This is a genomic window from Pseudomonas sp. CK-NBRI-02 (genome assembly GCF_008124495.1).
GTDB classification, from domain to species: domain Bacteria; phylum Pseudomonadota; class Gammaproteobacteria; order Pseudomonadales; family Pseudomonadaceae; genus Aquipseudomonas; species Aquipseudomonas guariconensis.
In genome coordinates this window covers 75,333-96,995 of sequence record NZ_VSJH01000039.1, presented here as the reverse complement: position 1 = coordinate 96,995, position 21,663 = coordinate 75,333, and the positions used below count along the sequence as shown (strand labels likewise).

Annotated in this window: 13 protein-coding genes; 3 read left to right on the top strand and 10 right to left on the bottom strand. The window is 61.7% G+C overall.

The window, feature by feature from the left end; genetic code table 11:
• Positions 1-124 precede the first annotated feature (124 nt).
• Positions 125-538 carry an NUDIX domain-containing protein gene (locus DQ397_RS21720; RefSeq protein WP_043206497.1) on the top strand — a complete coding sequence of 138 codons (414 nt, stop codon included), beginning with the start codon at positions 125-127 and terminating at the stop codon, positions 536-538.
• Here DQ397_RS21720 and metR read toward each other — a convergent pair.
• Both metR and DQ397_RS21710 read right to left on the bottom strand, forming a co-directional pair.
• Positions 522-1,439 carry a transcriptional regulator MetR gene (gene metR / locus DQ397_RS21715; RefSeq protein ID WP_043206532.1) on the bottom strand — a complete coding sequence of 306 codons (918 nt, stop codon included), beginning with the start codon at positions 1,437-1,439 and terminating at the stop codon, positions 522-524. The genes DQ397_RS21720 and metR overlap by 17 nt on opposite strands.
• A gap of 114 nt (positions 1,440-1,553) precedes the next feature.
• Positions 1,554-6,773: a dermonecrotic toxin domain-containing protein gene (locus tag DQ397_RS21710; RefSeq protein ID WP_148921624.1), complete on the bottom strand. Its 5,220-nt coding sequence runs from the start codon at positions 6,771-6,773 to the stop codon at positions 1,554-1,556.
• Between the two features lie 449 nt (positions 6,774-7,222).
• Here DQ397_RS21710 and DQ397_RS21705 point away from each other — a divergent pair, with 449 nt between their 5' ends.
• Positions 7,223-8,218, top strand: a complete 996-nt coding sequence (locus tag DQ397_RS21705; protein WP_043206499.1) for an alpha/beta fold hydrolase — start codon at positions 7,223-7,225, stop codon at positions 8,216-8,218.
• A gap of 58 nt (positions 8,219-8,276) precedes the next feature.
• Here the strand turns inward: DQ397_RS21705 and DQ397_RS21700 are convergent, their stop codons facing one another.
• The 7 genes from DQ397_RS21700 to DQ397_RS21670 all read right to left on the bottom strand — a co-directional run bounded on the left by DQ397_RS21700 (position 8,277) and on the right by DQ397_RS21670 (position 15,146).
• The gene (locus DQ397_RS21700; protein ID WP_178113811.1) at positions 8,277-8,603 is read right to left on the bottom strand and encodes a GlpM family protein; all 327 of its coding nucleotides are present in this window, start codon (positions 8,601-8,603) and stop codon (positions 8,277-8,279) included.
• A 24-nt stretch (positions 8,604-8,627) separates the two neighbouring features.
• Positions 8,628-9,953 (bottom strand): sigma-54 dependent transcriptional regulator, encoded by a 1,326-nt coding sequence (locus DQ397_RS21695; RefSeq protein WP_043206502.1) that lies wholly within the window; start codon positions 9,951-9,953, stop codon positions 8,628-8,630.
• Positions 9,954-9,966: 13 nt separating this feature from the next.
• Positions 9,967-11,871, bottom strand: coding sequence for an ATP-binding protein (locus DQ397_RS21690; RefSeq protein ID WP_043206504.1), 1,905 nt, complete (start codon positions 11,869-11,871; stop codon positions 9,967-9,969).
• 62 nt (positions 11,872-11,933) lie between these two features.
• Positions 11,934-12,668: an amino acid ABC transporter ATP-binding protein gene (locus DQ397_RS21685; RefSeq protein WP_043206506.1), complete on the bottom strand. Its 735-nt coding sequence runs from the start codon at positions 12,666-12,668 to the stop codon at positions 11,934-11,936.
• Positions 12,665-13,336 carry an amino acid ABC transporter permease gene (locus tag DQ397_RS21680; protein ID WP_043206507.1) on the bottom strand — a complete coding sequence of 224 codons (672 nt, stop codon included), beginning with the start codon at positions 13,334-13,336 and terminating at the stop codon, positions 12,665-12,667. Before DQ397_RS21680 ends, DQ397_RS21685 begins: the two co-directional genes overlap by 4 nt.
• Complete coding sequence (locus tag DQ397_RS21675; RefSeq protein ID WP_043206508.1) at positions 13,337-14,083, bottom strand: amino acid ABC transporter permease; 747 nt, start codon at positions 14,081-14,083, stop codon at positions 13,337-13,339. It abuts the gene before it with no gap.
• Between the two features lie 145 nt (positions 14,084-14,228).
• A complete protein-coding gene (locus DQ397_RS21670; protein ID WP_043206509.1) occupies positions 14,229-15,146 on the bottom strand; it encodes a glutamate/aspartate ABC transporter substrate-binding protein in 918 nt (305 codons plus the stop codon).
• A 325-nt stretch (positions 15,147-15,471) separates the two neighbouring features.
• Between DQ397_RS21670 and DQ397_RS21665 the strand changes: the two genes are divergently transcribed.
• A complete protein-coding gene (locus DQ397_RS21665) occupies positions 15,472-19,854 on the top strand; it encodes an NEL-type E3 ubiquitin ligase domain-containing protein (protein ID WP_043206510.1) in 4,383 nt (1,460 codons plus the stop codon).
• A 56-nt stretch (positions 19,855-19,910) separates the two neighbouring features.
• Here DQ397_RS21665 and glpD read toward each other — a convergent pair whose 3' ends face one another.
• Complete coding sequence (glpD, locus tag DQ397_RS21660; protein ID WP_043206511.1) at positions 19,911-21,449, bottom strand: glycerol-3-phosphate dehydrogenase; 1,539 nt, start codon at positions 21,447-21,449, stop codon at positions 19,911-19,913.
• Positions 21,450-21,663 lie beyond the last annotated feature (214 nt).

Sequence of the window (21,663 nt, the reverse complement as noted above, 5' to 3'; positions counted from 1 at the left end):
GTGTCGTTTATGGAGGGTGAGGCGGCCATTGGCAAGGGGCCGTTCGTCATGAACTTAGCGGTTCCTTGTCCATACCCTGCGCCCGTGGGATCCTTGCTGCCTTTTTACCTGTAAGCGAGTTCCCATGTCCCAGATCATCCGCATCGCCGCCGCCCTGCTGATCGACCCGCAAGGTCGTACCCTGCTCGTACGCAAGCGCGGCACCCAGGCCTTCATGCAGCCTGGTGGCAAGATCGATGCCGGTGAGTCGCCCCAAGCGGCGCTGGTGCGTGAGCTGCATGAGGAGTTGGGGCTGCGGCTGGACCCCGCACAAGCGGTCTATCTGGGTCAGTTCAGCGCACCGGCTGCCAACGAGCCAGGCTTCGAAGTCCTGGCCGAGCTGTTTCGGGTCGACAGCGCCGAGGACGTCGCCCCGGCGGCAGAAATAGAAGAAGTGGTCTGGCTGGCCGCTGACCAGATCACGGATCTAGAGTTGGCGCCCCTGACCCGCGACCTGATCCTGCCGCTCTACCGCCAGGCGGTCAGCGCACCGCGCTGACACCATCGAGGGTAGAGAAGGACGTGTCCTTGGCCGTCAGCAGGAAGTCGCGCATGTAAGGCGCATCGAGCATGTCGGTGCGCACTGCCGCGTGCAGGGTGGCGAACAGGCCCTTCTCACCCAGGCGTTTGCCTTTCACATAGCCGCGCGAGCTGTATTCGTGCAGTGCCCAGTGCGGGATACCGCACACACCACGGCCACTGGCCACCAATTGCATCATCATCACCGTCAGCTCCGAGGTGCGCACCGCGGCGGGCTCGATGTCGGCCGGTTCCAGAAAACGGGTGAAGATGTCCAGGCGATCACGCTCCACGGGATAGGTGATCAAGGTCTGGTCGAGCAAGTCCTGGGGCACGATGTAGGGCTTGTTGGCCAACGGATGCTGGTTGGCGACCGCGAGCATGGCTTCGTAGGTAAACAGCGGCACGTAGGTGATCCCTGGCAGATCCACAGGGTCGGAAGTCACCACCAGGTCCAGGTCGCCGCGGGCCAAGGCTGGCAGTGGGGCGAAGGCAAAGCCTGAAGCCAGGTCCAGCTCCACCTCAGGCCACGCATCGCGGAACTGGTCGATGGTCGGCATCAGCCATTGAAAACAGCTGTGGCACTCGATGGCCATGTGCAGGCGGCCTGCGGTACCACCGGCCAGCCGGGCGATGTCTCGTTCGGCGCCGCGCAGCAGGGGCAGGGTGGCATCGGCCAGTTGCAGCAGGCGAAGGCCCGCGCTGGTGAAGCGGATCGGTTTGGTCTTGCGCACGAACAGTGCCATTCCCAAGCGTTCTTCCAGCTCCTTGAATTGGTGTGATAGGGCCGACTGGGTCAGGTGCAGGCGTTCGGCGGCCTCTACCAGGCTGTCGGCTTCGCGCAGGGCATGAAGGGTTTTCAGGTGACGGATTTCCAGCACGGCGGCTCCGAGGGCATTCATGGGGGTAACAACGAGTGTTGTTGAGTTTCCCTCATGTTGAGCGCGTTGTCGACGCGGGAAAAAGAAGGGCACCTGAACAGGTGCCCACAATAGCTAGAAGTGCGGTGAGAGGTGTTTCTGAGCCTGGGCACGACTCAGGTCGCCGCGCCAGATGGCCTCTACATGGCTGATTTGCCATTCCCGGCCCAGATAGCGTTGGGCCGGTGTCTTCAGGTGCGCCTTGACGAAGTCGTCGAACGCAGGTGTTGGCTTGTTGAAATGCACATGGGCGTACCACAGAACCTTGGTCAGGTCCTGGCGCTTATCGATCACTTTGAATTCCTGCAGGAAGTCTCGACGTCCATCGGGAAGCCGCTTGAGCTCGACCAAGGCGCCCACTTTCTCGATCTTCACGACATCCTGCTCAACCAGGTAGTCGAGCTGCGCACCCTTGGGCTCCTGAGTCTTCACGATCTGTTCGATACGCAGGGTCCGGCCGCGTTCGACAAGACGCTCGGAAGCCTCGCGTAGGCGGGGCAACGAAGGGTCGTTGGAATCGAGCTGGGTGATCCTGCTGACAATATCATCAAGGTCTGCTGCCTTGAACTGCATCAGGTCTTGCAGGCTTGCCCCGTCCATGTCCTGTGCTGCGTACTGCTCGATCTGACGCTTGAAGGCCTCTAGCGCGCCGAGCTGGCGATTCGCTTCAGCCTGCAGTTCCTTGAGGGTTGCCTTGCGTAAGTGCCTCAGGTCGGTGGGGGCCGGGTTGGTGAGGACGAACTTGCCGGAGGCGTCCTGTCGATAGGTTTCTGTGCGGCCGTTCGCGCCTGTGACGTGGTAGGTGTTGGCCTGTTGCCGGTCACGGGTGCCGATCAGGTAATCGTCCTGCACGGTTTCGAATACCCGTGGTTGGTTGGGTCCCTGAGCGGGGCGTTGTGGTTGCTGGTGGGGATCTGGCTGCGTGGCGCTCTCCTGCAGCTTTCTGGCATAGGGCATATAGGCATCGAGCTTGGCTTCCAGGCGTTTGACTCGGGAAAGGTCCAAGTAGTCGGTGTAGCTGAGCTTCCAGTACCTCAAACTGCTTTTGAATTGCCCTATCAGGTCGATCGATCTGGCGACGATGACGCGGCGTTGACGGTTGCTGGCCTGCACATTAGGCAGTTCATGCAGAAGATAGAGGGCACGATCCAGATCCGCTTGTGGCGCTGCCATCAGAACGCGGAGATTGAACCAGCCGCCATCGGGGGAATGTACGGGTTTGAGCAACAGGTCTTGCAGTTGGGAGATCTCCATGTAGTCCAGAACAGGGTCTGTCAGCCTCTGCATACCGGCATCTATGGTGGCGATATTCTTATGACGCGGCTGGGTGTTCGTGATTGCATTACGCCATGTGCGTAGCGTTTGTATGTGTTGGCGAAACTCGTCCAGTTCTGCCAGCGCCTTGACACGCTGGGTGCTCATTTGTTGGCGAATGACCAAGTACTCCTGGAGTTTGACCTGGAACAGCGAGCTCTCCATTTCAGGACGCAGCTCAAACGCTTTTGCGTGGCTCGCCTGCCTGAGATTGCCCAGTTCGTCCAGTATTTCCAGGTAGCGCAACTGACTGACCTCGATCAGCCGGTAGTGACCGTCAACGATCATTATTGCCGCCTCATTCGCGTCAGCCGTGCTATTGGCTCTGACGCGCCCGGACGATACTTCTTCCAGACTCAGGCAGTCCGCATGGAGGCGTTTGGCCTCCTTGATGCACGCTTTGAGCTCGGCGATCAGATCGGTATCGCGAAAATGTACCGATAGCGAAGGCTCCATACGATGCTTGAGCGCTTCAGCCCTAGCTTGCAACAAGTTCCACTCGCGCGGAATGCTCTCACGAAGGCGGTTATGCAGCCGGTAGGCCCGGTCGCGCCACCAGCGAGGCAGTTGTTCTCTGATGAAGGCGGGCCATATGGGGTCCAGTGTGTCGGCAAGATGGCCCAATGCCTGACCACCGCCTGCGCCTCCACCCAGGCGGTGGACGCCGTACAGGGCAAAGTGCGTGTCCCAGTTACCCGTGTCATCAAGCGCGATTGCCCGTTTGAATGCGCTGCCGGTGTCGCCGGTCAGTTCCCAGGTATGACTGGTCTCGTCCCACCGTACCTTGTACTGGTGGCCCTGCACCACGATGTAGTTGCCTTGGGAATGACGGTAAATGCCTCGGTAACGGCCCTCATTGGCCGGAGAGAGTCCTACCAGGGAGACGGGTTCGCTGACCCGATAAGCGGCCAGTCCGGCAAACGGTTCCGGCCTGGGGGTTGGCAGGTGGGGCGATGTTGCGCCTGCTGTCGACAATCGTCCTAGTTGGTATCGCCTGGCTGAACGGCGCAGCGCGGGGACGCGGATGTCCACGCCACTGCCCAGCACATCCATGGCGACATCGATCAGGCTGGCCAGTACATTCTCGATGGCATCGAGCACATTGCCTGTCTGGCCATCGGCCAGGGCTCTAACCAGTTCCGCAGAAGCGTCGTACAGATCATAAAGACTTACCGGTAAGCCCAGGACGGGGATCAAGCCCAATGCGATCTTGAAGCCCAGCAGCAGTTTTCCAGCTTGCGCGGCGAGGTTTTCGATATGCAGGTCAAGGTTGCTTCGTGAGGTATCGCGATGTGCCTGAAGCAATTGCCCCATATGGGTATCGAGCTGCAACTGAGCAAGCGATTGGGTTGCGGGCCACTCGGCGCCAATGCCGATAATGCCGTTGAAACGATGTTGATGGGCCTGATTCAGCCGCGAAAGGTGAGCTCTTGAATTTCCTTCCAAGGCCCGGCTGACCAGATAGTCGCGCTCGCGTGCGTCCACGCTGCCCTCGAACAGGCTGAGCCGTGCCGACTCCAGATCCGGATACTGGCGTAGTGGCGCGACGGGATGGTCTGGTCGGTACAAAAGCGTGGTCTTGTGGATGCGGTCCTCGATGAACGTGATGCCTCCAAGGGTGGTGGGCTGGTCGGAGGTGTCCTTGCCTCCACTTGTCAGCCGTGCAGCCAGCAGGCGCAGGTCGAATCCGTTGGCCTGCAGGTCGGCTTGGCTGCGTGAATCGATCACTTGAGCGAACATGGCGTGGCTGGTGCTGTCCAGGTGACCGCTGGTGTGAAACAGCAGATTTTGCAGCTTGAGTATCAAGCGGTGGGGCTCGATCAGGCATTCGCGTCGGTAGGCCTGCTCGAAGTCGGTTTCATCATTGCCCCTAAAGGCATGGATGATCGCCGCCTCGTATTGCTTTGCAACGTCCAGCTCGTTGGCCAGCGTGCGCAGATAGGCGGCATCGAGCTGGCCTTGCAAGCGCTGGCGCAGGTCGTCATCGGCCGGCGTGACCTTCACATTCACAAAGCGCAGCCGGTCCTGCATCGCGTCATCGATGTGCTGCAGCAGGACAGTTTCAAGGGTGAGCGTGACACGTTCGGTACTGGGCTTGAGTGTGGATTTGACGGGCGTCCCGGGGGCTCCGCTGCCGGCGACCAAGTCTTTGCCGCTATTGGCTGTACTGACAGGCACGTCGAGTTCGATGTATTGGTCGACGAAGCCCTGGACGTCCTGCTTTAGACGTTTGTTGATCAGATTCCGGCAGAACTGTGTCCGCTCTGGCAGGTCGCGACGAATCAGGGACTGGGCCTTGCGCAACGCCGTGAGGTAGTCATGGATGAGCGTGCGCAGGGGCTGGCGTTCGTTGGCGGGTACTTTTTCCAGGCTATCGAGTGCAATACCTGCTTGGGTAATGACGTCTTGCTGCCGTTTGTGTAGAAGCAGAGCTGTTTCGCGCGCGGCGTGACGCGGCACTTGCAGACGAAGGGCAAGTGACTCTCGCAGTTGCGGCAATTGTGCAGGCATCGCGTCCAGGCCAAGACGCTCCTGCAGAGCGTCTTTTTCCTTGCGGCAGGTGGCCAGCACGCCATCGAGCGTGTGGCCGAGCGCATTCTCCGACAGTGAGGACAGACGCACAGGCAAACCCGCTTTCAGGCAAATCTCGAGCTGGCGTTGTCCTTCGCATCGCAACAGCCCGCCGTGTTCACCTAGCCAATACAACAGCAACGTCTGGGTACCATCGGTTGCGTCCAGTGCCGCCTGGACTGTGATGACCAGCGCACCGTGCAGAATGTCGGCCGGCGTTCCGTCAGTGGGCTCGCTCGTTTCGTGCAGCAGTTCGATCTGGGCGGCCACCGCTTCGGTATCTGTTTCGGTATCTGCTTCGGTACCTGTCTCGGTACCCGCCTCGGTGCAGACCGACTCCACCCAAGCCAGATGCTGGTCGTCGAGCAGCCCCAGCGCATGTTGGAACTGTGCATGGGCAAGCAGTCCATCGCGATGAGCCTCGATCAGTGGTGTGCTGGCGGTCACAGGCTGGGCGTCCGAATGCCATTTGGCCGATGAGGTCACTTGGGTAATCAATATTTGGGCCGAGTTCCTGGCTTTGGCCAAGGCGTCTTGATGCCGTTGGCACGCTTCGACTTCGCTGGCGGAGAGTGCCTCCAGCAGCGTGAGCTGTTTGTCGATCAATGCTTTGCGCAGGGTGGGGGCAAGGTCCAACCCTAGGTTGCCGAAGTCGAACAGGGTGGGCTGGGTATCCTCCGGGTCGTGTGGGTAGTCGTCATCGGGCGCTTGGGCGAACACCGGGCTGTTACGCCAGCTTTGTTCCAGTTTGTCGGCGCCGGCCAGGCTGGTGGCAGCATCGGTTTCAAGGTCCGGACCTACCCCCGTTTTCAGTGTGTCCAGCAGGTCGGCTTCGAGCTGGTCGAGCAGCGCGGTGAAGCCCAGGCCGATGCCGTCCACGGCGGTGTAGGTGATCGTTTCTTGGCCCGTAGAGGCCAGATGGGTCTCAAGCGCTTCACGCGTGGCGTAGCCCGTGAAGGCCGTTGTCTGGTCCGGCGAGTAGAGCACCTGGGGCGCTTCGCCTTCGAGGCTGATGACCAAGGCGCCGGGTTGGCTCGAGGGCACTTCGAGCTGCACCTTTTTCTGGTTGTGGATCAACCACTCTGGATTTTCCAGCAGGCCGATCACCGGCGCTCGATACTCGACGTCCAAGGTGCCTTGATCCAGCACGATATCCAGCGTGGCCAGGAAATGTGCTCGGTATTGCTGGCGGGCGAACTCACGCCGGCTCAAGGTCGTCCCTTCGGCGCGCGCGTCCCAATACGCCTGCCAGCGCTTGCTCACCGCCGTTGACAGGTCAAACACGGCGAGGCGGGCATACAGTTCGTTCGGGCGTAGCTGGGTCAGCTGGCGATTGGCGTCGGATTTGCCCTTCACCTTGACCTTGGTGTTCAGGTCCTGGGGTGGTGTCCGATGTTGATCGGCGAACACGCACAGTTGGGTCAGGTTGACGAACTGGTTATCGGACTCCAGCACCAGGCCGGTATGTTCCGGATCGCTGGCGAGTGCGCTTTGCAGCACGTCATTGACCGATTGGCGAACGCCAGGCGCAAGGCTCAGCAGACGGTTGAAGGTCTGGCGTGCCTGGCGCCACTGTGCAAGGGCACGGCGAGTCGACGGGGTATCGGCTAACAGGGCACGCGAGTCATCGTGAGGGGGCAGGTAAAATGTCGTCGTAACGGTCATGAGGATTCCATCAAACGTTCGGCCGGATTGGCCGGAATCATTGAAGGGCAACCGCGTAGGAGGGATGAGGTACTCAGATATGGCAGGACCGCCCGGCAGGGTTCACGAAACTGTCATGCTTTTGTGGCAGCGCGCCCGAACGGTTTTCATCAGACTCGCGTTCTACTGGGGATCTGCATTCTGGTGTTTCATTCATGCGGGCTTTTTTGGTTTTCTTGTTTTTGTCACTCAGCACGCCGGCGAGCTTCGCCGAAGGACGCTGCGACACGCGTGCGCCGGTACAACGGGTCGAACTGGGCGAATTGAGCCTGGTTTACCAAAGCGTGGGAGCACCGTCGGACCCTGTGTTGCTGTTGGTCATGGGGCTGGGTGGGCAATTGATCCACTGGCCCGACGATGTGGTCGAGGTCCTGTGTCGCCAAGGTTTCCGTGTCGTTCGTTATGACAACCGCGATGCCGGGCTGTCGCGTTGGAACCAGCTGCCAGCCTCGGCCAACCTGACCGTCGAGCTGTTGCGTTACAAGCTGGGGCTGCCCGTTTCGGCCCCGTATACCTTGACCGACATGGCCACCGATGGCTTGCGCCTGATGGATGAGCTGAAGGTCGAGCAATTCCATGTGCTGGGGGTGAGCATGGGCGGCATGATTGCCCAACACCTGGCGGCGATGGCGCCGGAGCGTGTGCGCAGCCTGACGCTGGTGATGTCGACCTCTGGCGCCGAGGGCCTGCCGGCGCCAAGCGCTGCATTGGTGCAACTGCTGGCCCGGCGTGATGCGCCGAATCGTGAAGTGGCCATCGAGCACCAGGCGGACCTGCTGGCTGCGCTGGGTAGCCCGACGATCACCGACGAGCGCACGGTGCTGTTGGACCAGGCGGCTGTGGCCTATGACCGGGCGTTCAATCCAGAAGGGGCTCAGCGGCAGATCATGGCCATTCTGGCCGAGCCCAGCCGGGTGGCGCTGCTCAATCAGTTGCGTGTCCCCACGCTGGTCGTGCATGGCACGGCCGATCCGCTGTTGCCGGTGATGCATGGGGTGCACCTGGCCGCGCATATCCAGGGCAGCCAGTTACGGCTGATCCCGGGGCTGGCGCACCGTTTCCAGGAGCCGTTCAAGGCGCCGCTGTTGGCGGCGGTGCTGCCTTACTTGAGCTCGCACCGCGAAGATCCGAGGCATGTGGCCGGCCTTTGACCTGTGATGCCTTTCTGGTGAGGAACCCGTACCCACAAGGATCACGAGGCGCGGCTGCTCAGTGAAAGCGCACCCACAGCGTGACCAGCACTGTCGCTGCCGCCAGCCAGGCCACCGTGGCCAGGGCCAGCGAGGCTTCCAGGCGCAGCCGGTCGACCAGAACGTACAAGGTGGCCAGGTAGACGAAGTACGGGATGATCGACCACATGCCGAACAGGATGGTGGCCTTCAGGTCCGCCAGCGACCGGCTCTTGCCCACGATGTAGTGGGCGATCAGCGCAAAGGTCGGAAACAACGGCACCAGCCCCGCGATGTAGTAGTTGCGGGTCTTGGAAAGGATTGCCAGGAGCACCACGACGGCGGCGCCCAGGCTGGCTTTGAGTATGAGGTCCACGGGCTTCCCTTGGCCTCAGCTGAGGCCGTACTTCTTCACTTTGTCGAACAGCGTGGTCTTGGCCATGCCCAGCTCCTGGCTGGCCTGGCTGAGGTTGCCGCCGGTGCGCTGTAGAGCGTCGCTGAGCAGGTTGCGCTCGAAGGCTTCCACGGCCTCGGCAAAGCCCAGGCCTTGACTGGCGCCGCTGGCGTTCTTCTTGAAGGCTGGCAGGCCAAGGGCATAGCGCTCGGCCACGTTGCGCAACTCACGCACATTGCCTGGCCAATCGTGGGCCATCAGCCGTGACAGGGTCTGGCTGTCCAGCTCCGGCACCTCACGGTCGAAGCGCAGCGCCGATTGCTCGAGAAAGTGCTCGAACAATTGCAGGATGTCCTCGCGGCGTTCGCGCAGAGGCGGCAGCTCCAGGGTGACGACGTTCAGGCGGTAGTACAAATCGCTGCGAAACTGCCCGTTCTGGCCCATGGCGTCCAGGTCCGACTTGGTCGCGGCGATCACCCGGCAGTCCACCGGAATGCTCTGGTTCGAGCCCAGGCGCTCCAGCGTGCGCTCCTGCAACACGCGCAGCAGCTTGATCTGCAGGTTGATCGGCATGCTCTCGACTTCATCGAGGAACAACGTCCCGCCATTGGCATGTTCGATCTTGCCGATGCGCCGTTTGCCGGCGCCCGTGAAGGCATTGGCCTCATGACCGAAGATCTCGCTCTCGAACAGGTTCTCCGGCAGGCCGCCGCAGTTGAGCGCCACGAAGGGCTGCCCCTGGCGACGACTGAAATCGTGCAGGCAACGGGCGACCAGTTCCTTGCCGGTGCCGGTCTCGCCTTCGATGAGCACGTTGGCTGAGGTGTCGGCCACGTTGGCGATCAGTTCGCGCAGGTTCTGCATCGCTGGCGAGCGGCCGATGATGCGGCCTTCCAGCGTGCTGTGGCCGGCCAGCTGGCGACGCAGCGCATGGACCTCGCGGGACAGGCCGCGTTGCTCCAGGGCGCGGCGGACCACATCCACCAAGCGCTCGGGGGAGAAGGGTTTCTCCATGAAGTCATAGGCGCCGTTGCGCATGGCGCCGACCGCCATGTCGATGTCGCCGTGGCCGGTGATCAGCACCACCGGCAGGCTACGGTCGCGGGCCTTGAGCCGGCCGAGCAGCTCCAGGCCATCCATGCCGGGCAGGCGGATATCGCTGACGACGATACCGGCGAAATCATCGCCGATGCGTTCCAGCGCTTGCTCGGCGCTGCCCACGCCTTCGCAGGCGATGTCTTCCAGGGCCAGAGCCTGCTGGCAGCCCAGCAGCACATGGGGGTCGTCTTCGACGATCAGGACAGTCAAGGGCACTTGGTTCATACGGTCCCTGCGTTCATAGAGGTTCTACCGAATTGCCGGTGGGCGTGACCAAGGGCAGGGCGAGCACGAAGGCGGTCCCGCCACTGGCAGGATGCTCGACGCTCAGCGAGCCCTTGGCAGCGGCGGCGAGGCTCGCCGAAAGGGTCAGGCCCAGGCCCAGGCCATGCTCGCCCGGTTTGGTGGTGAAGAAAGGTTCGAACAGGTGCTTGCGCGCCTCGGCATCGATGCCGTGACCATTATCGCGCACCCGCAGGCGGTATTTGTCGCCCTGCAGCTCGCCCTCGAGCCAAAGCTGCGGTGTGGGCTGGTGGGTCATGGCGTCCAGGGCGTTGCCGACCAGGTTGACCAGGATCTGCTCCAGGCGTGTCTGGTCGATGGCCAGTTGCTGGTCCTCGAATTGGCTGTGCAGCTGTAGCTTGCAGCCGGCGATGCGGTTGGCCAGCACCTGCAAGGAGGCATCGATGGCCTTGCTCAACGAGGCCTGGCCACTGTCATCGCCACGCCTTGCGAAGGAGCGCAGGCTAGCGGTGATACGGCCCATGCGGTCGATCAAGTCGTTCATGGTGCGCAGATTGGTGCTGGCCGTTTCCAGGGCCCCGCGTTCCAGGAAGCGCACAGTATTGCCAGACAACGTGCGCAGCGCCGCCAGAGGCTGGTTCAACTCGTGGGCGATGCTGGTGGACATTTGCCCGATGGCCGCCAGTTTGCCGGCCTGGACCAGTTCGTCCTGGGCGTGGCGCAGGGTCTGCTCGGCGTGCCGACGTTCGCGGATCTGCCCCTTGAGCCGCTCGTTGCTGGCGCGCAGATCAGCGGTACGCTCGGTGATGCGTCGCTCCAGTTGGCTGTTGGCCTCTTCGAGGGCTTCGCGGGCGGCCAGGCGGGTGGCGATCACCTTGCGGCGCTCGTTCCAGGCGATCGCCAGGATGGTCAGCAGGGCGAAGGCCACACCCACCAGGATGCCCTGGACCATGGACTCACGGTGCAGGTCCTGCAGGGGCGTGAGCAAGGTGAAGTGCCAGGGGGTGTCCACCAGGCGCCGGGTCTGGGCCAGGTAGGCCATTTCACGGGGCTTGCCCTGGCCGATTTCGCTGTTGGCAGGGAAGGTGAGTTTTTCCACGCCCTCGGACAGGGTTTCCCGGGCCAGTGGTTGCAATTCGTTGAGCGGCCACCAGTAGTACTGCAGGCTGCGCGCCAGGCGTTCCTTGATCTGCGGGGTCAGCGGGCGCACCGACTTGAGCCGGCGGGCCGGGTCGCTGGAAAGAATGATGATGCCATTCTCATCGCTGACGAAGGCTTCCAGGCGGGCGCGTTGCCAGCGTTCTTCTAGGGTGTCCAGGCGCACCTTGATCACCGCCACGCCGATGATCTTGCCGTGCTCTTCCAGCCCATGGGCCAGGTAGTAGCCTGCTTCGCCAGTGGTGCTGCCGATGCCGTAGAAGCGGCCAGGCTCGCCGCGCACGGCATCCTGGAAGTAGGCGCGGAACGACAAGTCCTCGCCAAGGAAGGAGTCGGCGTCGCGCCAGTTGCTGGTGGCCTGGACGCGACCGGTGGTGTCCAGGACGAAGATGGCCCGGCTACGGCTGCGCCGGTTCAGGCCTTCGAGGTATTCGTTGACGGTCTGGCGGTAGCCGCCATCGGGGTCGGTGAGCAGTTTCGAGACGCTGTCTTCGAGTTCCAGCAGGCTCGGCAGGTAGGTGTATTTGCTGATCTCGCTCTCGACGGTGCGTGCGTGGAGCTCGAGCTGGCGTTCGCCGTTCTCGCTCAAGGCGCGGATGCCGTTGCTCTCGCTGATCAGGTAGCCGGCCATCCCCAGGCCGACCATCAGCAAAATGATCAGGGGTGGTAGCAGCAATTGACGGATCAGGCGGGATTTCACGGCAGGCTGGGCAGGGCGAAGGAGCGAGGGGTCGCATTTCATCACAGTGGCCTTGTCACGACCAGCGTCCGCTGCCCGGATCGCCGGGCAGCGGCATGGCCGACTCAGTGCTGCAGGATCTTGCTGAGGAAGTGCTGGGTGCGCTCGTGGCGGCCTTCGGGGTTGCCGAAGAAGTCTTCCTTCTGGCAGTCCTCGATGATGCTGCCCTTGTCCATGAAGATCACCCGGTTGGCCACCTTGCGAGCGAAGCCCATCTCGTGGGTCACGCACATCATGGTCATGCCTTCATGGGCCAGTTCGACCATCACGTCCAGCACCTCGTTGACCATTTCCGGATCCAGCGCCGAGGTCGGTTCGTCGAACAGCATGACGATCGGGTCCATCGACAGCGCACGGGCGATCGCCACACGCTGCTGCTGGCCGCCGGAGAGCTGGCCAGGATGCTTCTTGGCGTGGGCGCCCAGGCCTACGCGGTCGAGCAGGGCCAGACCTTTCTTGGTGGCTTCGGCCTCACTGCGGCCCAGAACCTTGCGCTGGGCGATGGTCAGGTTCTCGGTGATCGACAGGTGCGGGAACAGCTCGAAGTGCTGGAACACCATGCCGACGCGCGAACGCAGCTTGGGCAGGTTGGTCTTCGGGTCGGCGATGGAGGTGCCGTCGACCACGATGTCACCCTTCTGGAAGGGCTCCAGGGCATTGACGCACTTGATCAGCGTGGACTTGCCCGAGCCGGATGGCCCGCAGACCACCACCACTTCACCTTTCTTGACCTCGGTGCTGCAGTCGGTCAGCACCTGGAAGTCCCCGTACCACTTGTTGACGTTCTTGATGGAAATCATACGGTGATCCTTTTTTGCAGGCGCTTGACCAGCCACGAAGCGGAGAAGCTGATGAGGAAGTACACGACCCCGGCGAAGATCAGGAACTCATGGGAGCGCCCGATGATGTCGCCGTTGGAGCGTGCCGAGTTGAGGAAATCCACCAGGCCCACGGTGTAGACCAGCGAGGTGTCCTGGAACAGGATGATGCTCTGCTGCAGCAGCAGAGGGGTCATCTTGCGAAACGCCTGGGGCAGGATGATCAGGCGCATGGTCTGGCCGTAGGTCATGCCCAGTGCCTGCGCGGCGCCCATCTGGCCCTTGGAGATCGACTGCACGCCGGCCCGCACGATCTCGCAGAAGTAGGCGGCCTCGAACATCATGAACGCCACCACACAGGAGGTGAAGGCGCCGACCGGGGTGTCCTCTCCGGTGATCCAGCGCAGCACGAACGGGACTGCCAGGTAGAACCAGGTGATCACCAGCAGCAGCGGGATGGAGCGGAAGTAGTTGACGTAGGCGCCGGCCAGATTCGACAGCAGCTTGCTCGATGACAGGCGCATCAGCGCCAGGATCGTACCCAGCACGATACCGCCGACCACGCCCATGACCATCAGTTGCAGGGTCATCACCATGCCTTCCCAGAGGGCCGGCAGGGCGGGGATGATTTCGCTGAAATCCATGTCCATTTACTTGCCCCCCACGGAGATCAGGCCAGGTACCGAGACTTTCTTCTCGATGAAACGCATGAACAGCATCAGCCCCATGTTCAGGGTGAAATAGATCAAGGTGGCCAGCGTGAATGCTTCGAACAGGTTCGCGGAGAACTCGGCGGTCTGCTTGGTCTGGGCCAGCAGTTCCATCAGGCCGATCAGCGACGCCACGGAGGAGTTCTTGAACACGTTCAAAAATTCCGAGGTGAGCGGCGGGATGATGATCCGGTAGGCCTGGGGCAGCAGCACGTTCATGTAGATCTGCGGCAGGCTGAAGCCCAGCGCCCGGCCAGCCGATTCCTGACCGCGAGGCAGGGCCTGGATGCCGGTGCGTACCTGCTCGCAGACCCGCGCGGCGGTGAACAGGCCCAGGCAGATGACCACGCTGATGAGGGCGGAGGTGGTCGGGTTGAGGTCTTGCTTGAACCACTCCTGCAGCCCTTCAGGCAGCAGGTCCGGCACCAGGAAGTACCAGATGAACAGCTGCACCAACAGCGGCACGTTGCGGAACAGTTCCACATAGGCGGTGGCGATCCCCGATACCACACGGTTCGGCACGGTGCGCATCACGCCGAGCAGCGAGCCCAGCAGCAAGGCGATGATCCAGGCGGTCACGGCAATGGCGATGGTCCAGCCCAGACCGGTGATATACCAGTCCAGGTAGGTTTCGCTGCCCACGCCGGTGGACTTGAAGAATACGCCCCAGTCCCAGTTGTAATTCATCGGGATTTCCCCTCAGACGGTTGTTTCACGGGCACCTTCGAGCAACCGAGGGCGGCGAGCGCCCTCGGTTGAAAGGTTAGACACTAATGAGTGGCCTGTCGGGTTGATTGCTGCTCGGGTCGAGCAGTAGGCCACTGGCTGGGGATCAGGACTTCTTCTCGTCCGCCGCCTTGTCGGTCGGCTCGGCGATCAGCTTTTTCAGCTCTTCGCTCATCGGGAAGTTCAGGTTCAGGCCTTTTGGCGGAATCGGCTGCTGGAACCACTTCTCGTAGCTCTTGTTGACCGCGCCAGACTTGAAGTACGCCACGATGGCGTCATCGACCGCTTTCTTGAAGGCGTCGTCACCCTTGCGCACCATGCAGCCGTAGATCTCGTAGGACTGCGGGGTGCCGGTGATGACCCAGTCGGCAGGCTTGCGCGCCTTGGCCATTTCGCCGGCGAGCAGGGCGTCGTCCATCATGAAGGCCACGGCGCGGCCGCTTTCGAGCATGTTGAAGGCTTCGCCGTGGTCTTTTGCGGAGATCACGTTCATCTTCATCTGCTTGTCGGCGTTCATCGCCTTGAGGATGCGTTCGGAGGTGGTACCGGCGGTGGTCACCACGTTCTTGCCGGCCAGGTCCGGGAAGTCCTTGTAGGCTGGCTGACCGTCCTTGACCTTGGTCAGCAGGCGGGTGCCGACTTCGAAGATGCCGACCGAGAAGCCGACCTGCTGCTGGCGCTCGACGTTGTTGGTGGTGGAGCCGCATTCAAGGTCCACGGTGCCGTTCTGCACCAGCGGGATGCGGGTCTGGGAGGTGACCAGGTTGTAGCGGACCTTGATGTCCGTACCCAGTTGCTTTTTCAGCGCGTCGACGACGGCCAGCTGGATGTCGTGGGAATAGCCCACAGGCTCTGGCTTGCCGGCCAGGTAGGAAAATGGAATGGAGGAGTCGCGGTGGCCCAGGGTGATGGTGCCCGAATCCTTGATCTTCTTCAGGGTGCCGGTCAGTTCTTCGGCCATGACAGGCGATGCGATGACAGCGGCCGCGATGGCGGCGCCCAGCAATTGACGAACGATGCGCATCAAATTTTCCTCGACGTGTTTGTTTTTTTTATGGAGCCGTTGGCGGACTCTTCGTTCCACGAATACAGCAGCAAACGTGGTGCATTCGGCTACCAAGTGTAGAGCATGAGTCGTGCCAAGCCCTGCTGTCGATCATATCGCCGCGAAATTACTGGTTTTGGGGCTTTTTTTTACCGTTTTTTGCCAGAGCAGACGTGCGGATTTCCGAATGAATACCCTCTGCGTGTTCGGAAATCCGAATGAGGGGGCTGGGTAGTACTCCGGTACTGCGCCACCGGGGCAAGCAATTGATGAGATCGAGCTTTTCAACTGCTCGAGATTGCACATGCCTGATTCCGCTCCATCTGACGATTCCATCGACACCTTGTTCGCGCAACAGATACCAAGCTGGTTGCGCCGTGAGGACGGCCACCTGCACAGCATCGATCGCCTGCGTGCGTTTCACAAGGCATTGCTCAGGCAAGAGCGTGCGGTAGCTGCCTTGCGCCCGGTGCTGGCGCAGATTCCTTCGATCGAGGCGTTCGCCGAGCCGCTTTTACGTGAAAAGCTGGTGCAACTGGGTGAAGCGGCTCCTGACGTCAGGCACAGCCAGGTGTGTATCTGGCGGCGTCCGGTCATGCCGTCCTTTGCTTTAATACTTTCGACGCGCCAGTTCGTTCCATCATCGACACAAAGCCTATTGGCCGCTGCGCTGCACAACTTTCATCTGGTCGAGACCCGGCCTTCCGACACTCGCAAAGGGTATCTGCGCACGCGTTCGGGTAAGCGGATGGCCTTGGGGTTTCATGCCTTTGCCGGGCGCTGCCGAGAGCTGGACATCGGCGCGAAGTACCAGGAAAAACTCAAGGCGGTTCTCAAACCCAAAGACGGCGCTGACGCCGTGTATCGCCTGTTCCAGGAAAACCAGCAGGCGCACCTTGAGGTCGCCGTGCGCTCGGCGCAGCTCAAGGGCGAGCTGGATGAGCACAGCTTCCAGTGCATGCTGGCCTTGATGGCGTTTCCGTCAATCGTGCCGGCAACCTCGTCCAACGTGGAGCTTCGGCACCTGTATTTATTGGGCGTACCCGTTCATGGCGTGGTCTGCGCAGCGGCCAGTGCGGCTGACGGTGGGGCGTTGCAAGGTGTGATCGTCTGGGTGCCCAATGATCCGGATTGTCCGGTGAAGCGTTTTGATTCCTGGCAGGCGGTCTACGACGGGCTGGCCAGGCGTTTGGTCAGCCGTCGTTATCGGCAGTTTTTTGCCCGATTCGTCAGCGAGGCCGACCGCGTCAAGTTCTTCACCCGTCTGGCCGAGCAGTCCAAGGGCTGGACGCACGAACGGTTGGCGACATTGACCGGCGGACATAAGCCGATCATTGCAAAAAAGGACAAATCGATAGGAGAGCGGTTGAGAGTCTTTCTGGCTGACTCGCAGATAGACAAGATTTTCGACGATGCACGTGTGCTCGCTGTGCCGACAGGTCAGGAAGACGAAAACGATCGTAACGAACGGCTAAGCGGTTACGAGTCCTTGGGCCTGAATGTACTCAATATCGCTTCGCTGTTCGTTCCGGTATTGGGGGAGGCATTGCTGCCTGTGGCCCTGGTGCAGATCGCCAGCGAGTTCTATGAAGGTTACGAGGATTGGAACCTGGGCGATCGTCAGGGAGCTATCGCCCATGTGTTTGGGGTGGCCGAGAACATGGTCGCTGGAGCGCTGCTGGCTAAAGGGGTATCGGTGGCGGTAAAGGCGCTCAAGCCAGTGGCATTCGTCGATAAGCTCAGCCTGGTTCGCACCCGTCAGGGCAAGGTGAAGCTGTTCGACGGCTCGCTCGAGGGTTACCGGCTAGACCCCGCCAGCCACAATGCTCAAACCCCGCAAGAACAATGGTTGCTGCATGACGACAATCAGCTCTACCGGCTGCAGACCGAGCGTGGCGGGCGCCTGCGTCATCCCACGCGTGCTGATATGTACACGCCGCGTATAGAAGACAACGGAGCAGGGGGCTGGCGCCACGAATTCGAGCAGCCGCGGACCTGGAGCGGTGCCGGTACCTTGGTTCGGCGGCTGAGCGGGCGCTTGTCTGACCTTTCCGATGAAACGGCAAAGCATTTGTTGCAGGCGACCGGTTACAGCGAGGCGCAGATACGCCGATTGCACCTCGAAAACCAGGGGGCGCCTGCGCGATTGCTCGATGCGCTGGAGCGCCATCAACTGCATCAGCAGCATGCTCATCTGGGGGGCGCTGAGCTCGAGGCGCTGTTCAAGGAGCGCGAACCCATGGCCGGTCCAGCGCAAAGCAAATTGCTGCGGGATTTTCCGGGGTTGTCGCTTCGTTGTGCGCGGGAAATCTGTGCCCAGGCCACTGGCGCCGAAATCACCCGCCTGGAGAGCAGCGAGCGAGTGCCGTTGGCATTGGCCGAACGTGCTCGATGGTATCTGCGCGAGAGCCGTCTCGACCGCGCCTGCGCCGGGCTGCGCCTGTTCAGGGCGACCAATGCCGACACCCAGCGTCTGGCGCTTGAGTTGATCGAGTTGCTGGCGCCCTGGCCTGCGGATTTGCGGATCGAGATTCGCGAAGGCTCGATCGAGGGACCGCTGCTGGCCAAACAGGGCAAGGCGCAGGCTGCCAGGCGGAGGTCGATCATCCGTTCAGGTAATCGATACGCGCTCCAGGGGCACAAAGGCGAGCAGGATTTGATGTCGTTGTTGTTCGGCCTGTTGAGCGACGGGCAAAAACGTACGTTGGGTATTGCGGGAAAGCAGGTCGACGCCCTGGAAAATCGCTTGGCAGCGTATGCCAGCGAGTCGCGTGATCGGGTTGCCAAGTGCCTTGGTATGGGCGATGCGAAGGCCCTACGTGCCCCGCTGCGCTTCGGCGATGGGCAGGCGGGGTATGCACTCAGCGGAAGAGGGGCTGTCGATGGATCGGCCATCGTGCGAGGCATCCATCGGATTTTCCCGACGTTGAGCGCCCTGCAGCTCGATGCCTACATTCGTGAGCTGCGCACCCGTCATTTGGGGTTGTACGAGCACTTTTCGATGTTGTCGCTGCATCTGGAGCAGTTGCGCACGGGGCTGGAGGCTTGGCGCAACGAGGCCAGCGGGCTGTTCACTCGTCTGCGTCGTCGTCGGGTCGCCGACCAGATCAGGCGTAGCTGGCGACGCAAGATCGTCAATGAAGATGGCTCCTACGTCCTGGTGATCGACGGAGAGCGGGTCGGCGGGCTACCGACCTTGCCTGAAGGGGTGAGGTTCGATCACGTCGAGCGGCTGGTTCTGCGCAACATGGAACTGTCCGACATCGAGGCGGATTTTCTGCACCGCTTCGCCAATGTGCGTGAGCTCGATCTGAGGGGCAACCGCCTTGGCCGCGTGCCTCAGGGCCTGGAATACCTTGGGCAGCTCAGGTGGCTCGATCTGTCGCGTAATCACATCGTCATGGATGAAGCCGGGGAACACTGTCTGCGCGGCCTGGTGCGCCTTCAGCATCTCAACCTCAGCCATAATGGCGAACTCGGCCGCGCGCCGGACCTGAGCCACCTGCGCCACCTGCGCGAGATGCGCTTGCGGGCGACGGGGTTGATGGCGTTGCCGGAGCGACTCCCACTGGCTGCACTGGTGGATTTGCGCAGCAATCGTATTCAGTTGCTGCAGCGTGACAACCACAGGCTTCGCCACCGACTCGAGCGGGTGCTGCTGCACGATAATCCGCCCTCGCACAGCGGCAGCGAAGGGTCCTCCAGCTCGGGCGATGTGTCGTTGGCGCCGGTGAGGGCGATCGCGGGCGAGGATGTCCAGGAGAATCCCGGTTACCAGCATGCTGTCGTCGACGCTTCGCTGCGCGCGCGGTGGCTGGATGAGGGAGCGGATGAACAGAGCCTGCGCAGGCAGGCACTCTGGGAGACGTTGCAGGAGGAGCCTGGTTCGGCATCGTTGTTCCAGTTTCTGGCTGACTTTGCCAGCTCGCGGGATTTCACGAGGAATCCGCAGCGCTTTCGCGCCCGCATCTGGTCATTGCTGCAAGCGTGTGCCGAGCGTGAGCCCTTGCGCCAGCGGCTGTTCATGATGATGGATGGCCCCCGCGGCTGTGATGACAGATTGTTGCTGACGCTGCGTCACGCCGAAGAGGCCGTGCTTGCCGAACAGGCCATTCTCGGCGTTGCGAAGGATCAGGTGGAAAGCACCTTGCTTGGCCTGGCACGTCCATTTTTCCGACTGGATGAGATCGACCAGATCGCCACGGAACACGTCGCCCGGCTGGAGTCTGAACGGGAAATGCAACTTGCCCTGGGGCAAGAGACGGGGGTGGTGGATCCGGTTGAGACGGAGCTGGCTTACCGGGTCGCGCTCTATGAATGGATCGGTCTGCCGCTGCAAAAGGACTGGATGCATTTTGGGCGTTTTTCCAGGCTTACCAAGCACGACGTGGAAATCGCTCAAGCGCGGGTGCTCTCGCTGGAAAATGATGACGCCTTTATCGACTCGCTCGCTCAACGCCCGTTCTGGGCGCACTACGTCAGGGAACACTACGCGCAGCGCTTCGAGGCGGTGCATCAGGCGTCTTGGGGAGAGCTGGATTCGCTCGACGATAAGCTGGCTGCGGACCAGATCACAGAAGGGGAATACGCAAGACGGCTGAAGGAGATGGCTGATGAGTTCAACCGGGCCGAACGTGAGCTGGTGAAGGCGCTGGCCCGGGAGGTCTACATGCGCGCCAAGCCATAGGCTGGCTGTCAGCCCCCTGGCTGCGCGGGCGCCATGCCAGGGGGCTTGATTGAGGGTCAGGCTGCCTGCTCGGCGGCTCGGTTGGAGTGGGCGCGGTGCAGGTAATCGGCCAGTGCCTGCTTTTCAGCCGGGCTGGTGAACAGCCCCAGCTTGGTCCGGCGCCAGAGGATGTCATCGGCTTGCACCGCCCATTCCTGGGCGATCAAATAGTCCACTTCACGGCTGAACAAGCCGCCACCGATTGGTTGGCCCAAGTCCTCGGGCCCACTCACGCCTTCGATCAGGCGCCATACCCGGCTGCCATAGGTCACTGCCCAACGCTTGGCGATATCCACCGGCAGCCAGCCGTGGCGGGCCAATACCGCATCGACCAGCGCCTGAACCGTCGTCATGTTTTCACCGCCTGGGAGTGGGGCGGTGGCCGTCCAGCTATCACGCATCTGGGTGAAGAATGGCTTGAGTTCGCCCATGGCCGATTCGGCCAGCTTACGGTACGTGGTGAGCTTGCCGCCAAAGACCGACAGCAGAGGTGCCTGGCCGTCGCTGGCCGACAGCGCCAAGGTGTAGTCGCGGGTGACGGCCGACGGATTGTCGGATTCGTCGTTGCACAGCGGGCGTACGCCGGAATAGGTGTGCAGGATATCGGCGCGGCTGAGCTGATGGTTGAAATGCTCGTTGACGATCTTGAGCAAGTAGTCGGTTTCCATCTCGGTGATGGCTACCTTGGCTGGGTCGGCGCTGTACTCACGGTCGGTGGTGCCGATCAGGGTGAAGCGCTCCAAGTACGGGATGGCGAAGACGATGCGTTGGTCTTCGTTCTGCAGGATGTAGGCGTGTTCGCCTTCGTACAGACGCGGAACGATGATGTGGCTGCCCTGGATCAGGCGGATGCCGTAAGGCGCGTCGAGCTTGAGATCGTCCTTGATGAAGCTGGCTACCCAAGGCCCGGCGGCGTTGACCAAGGCGCGGGCGCGGATGGTGCGCTGGCTGCCGTCGGCCTGTTGCAGTGCCACCTCCCACACCCCATCGACGCGCTCTGCGCGCAGGCAGCGGGTATGGGTATGAATGTGCGCGCCTTTTTCACGGGCAGCCATGGCATTGAGCACCACCAGACGGGCGTCGTCCACGGCGCAATCGGCGTACTCGAAACCTCGGGTAATGACGGGCTTGAGCGGATTGCCAGCGCCGAAGCGCAGGCTGCGAGAGGCCCCCAGGCGCTTGCGCTTGCCTAGGTGATCGTAGAGGAACAGGCCCGCGCGGATCATCCAGGCTGGACGCAGGTGTGGGCGGTGGGGCAGGACGAAACGCATGGGTTTGACGATATGCGGTGCCTTGGCCAGCAACACCTCGCGCTCTGCCAGGGCCTCACGGACCAGACGGAACTCATAGTGCTCCAAGTAGCGCAGGCCGCCATGAATCAACTTGCTACTGGCCGAGGACGTATGGCTGGCCAGGTCGTCTTTTTCGCAAAGGAACACCTTCAGGCCGCGTCCCGCTGCGTCGGCGGCGATGCCCACGCCATTGATGCCTCCCCCGATCACAGCGAGGTCGTAACAATCGGCGAGGGGCGGCTGGGACGAAGCGGGCTGGGACACGGCAAGGCCTCCTGGGGGCGCAGTTCACATCGAAAGTGAACATTGATGTTCATTATCGAAAATACTAGCGCAACGAATAGCCGTTATCCAGTCAGTCTCTATAGAAAAAACTGATCAGAGAACAAGAAAATGAACGATAGCGAACATAGAAGGCGCCGTATTCGGCGCATGCGAGCACTGGGGGTGGGCCGGTGAGGACCTGACCTGTAATGGG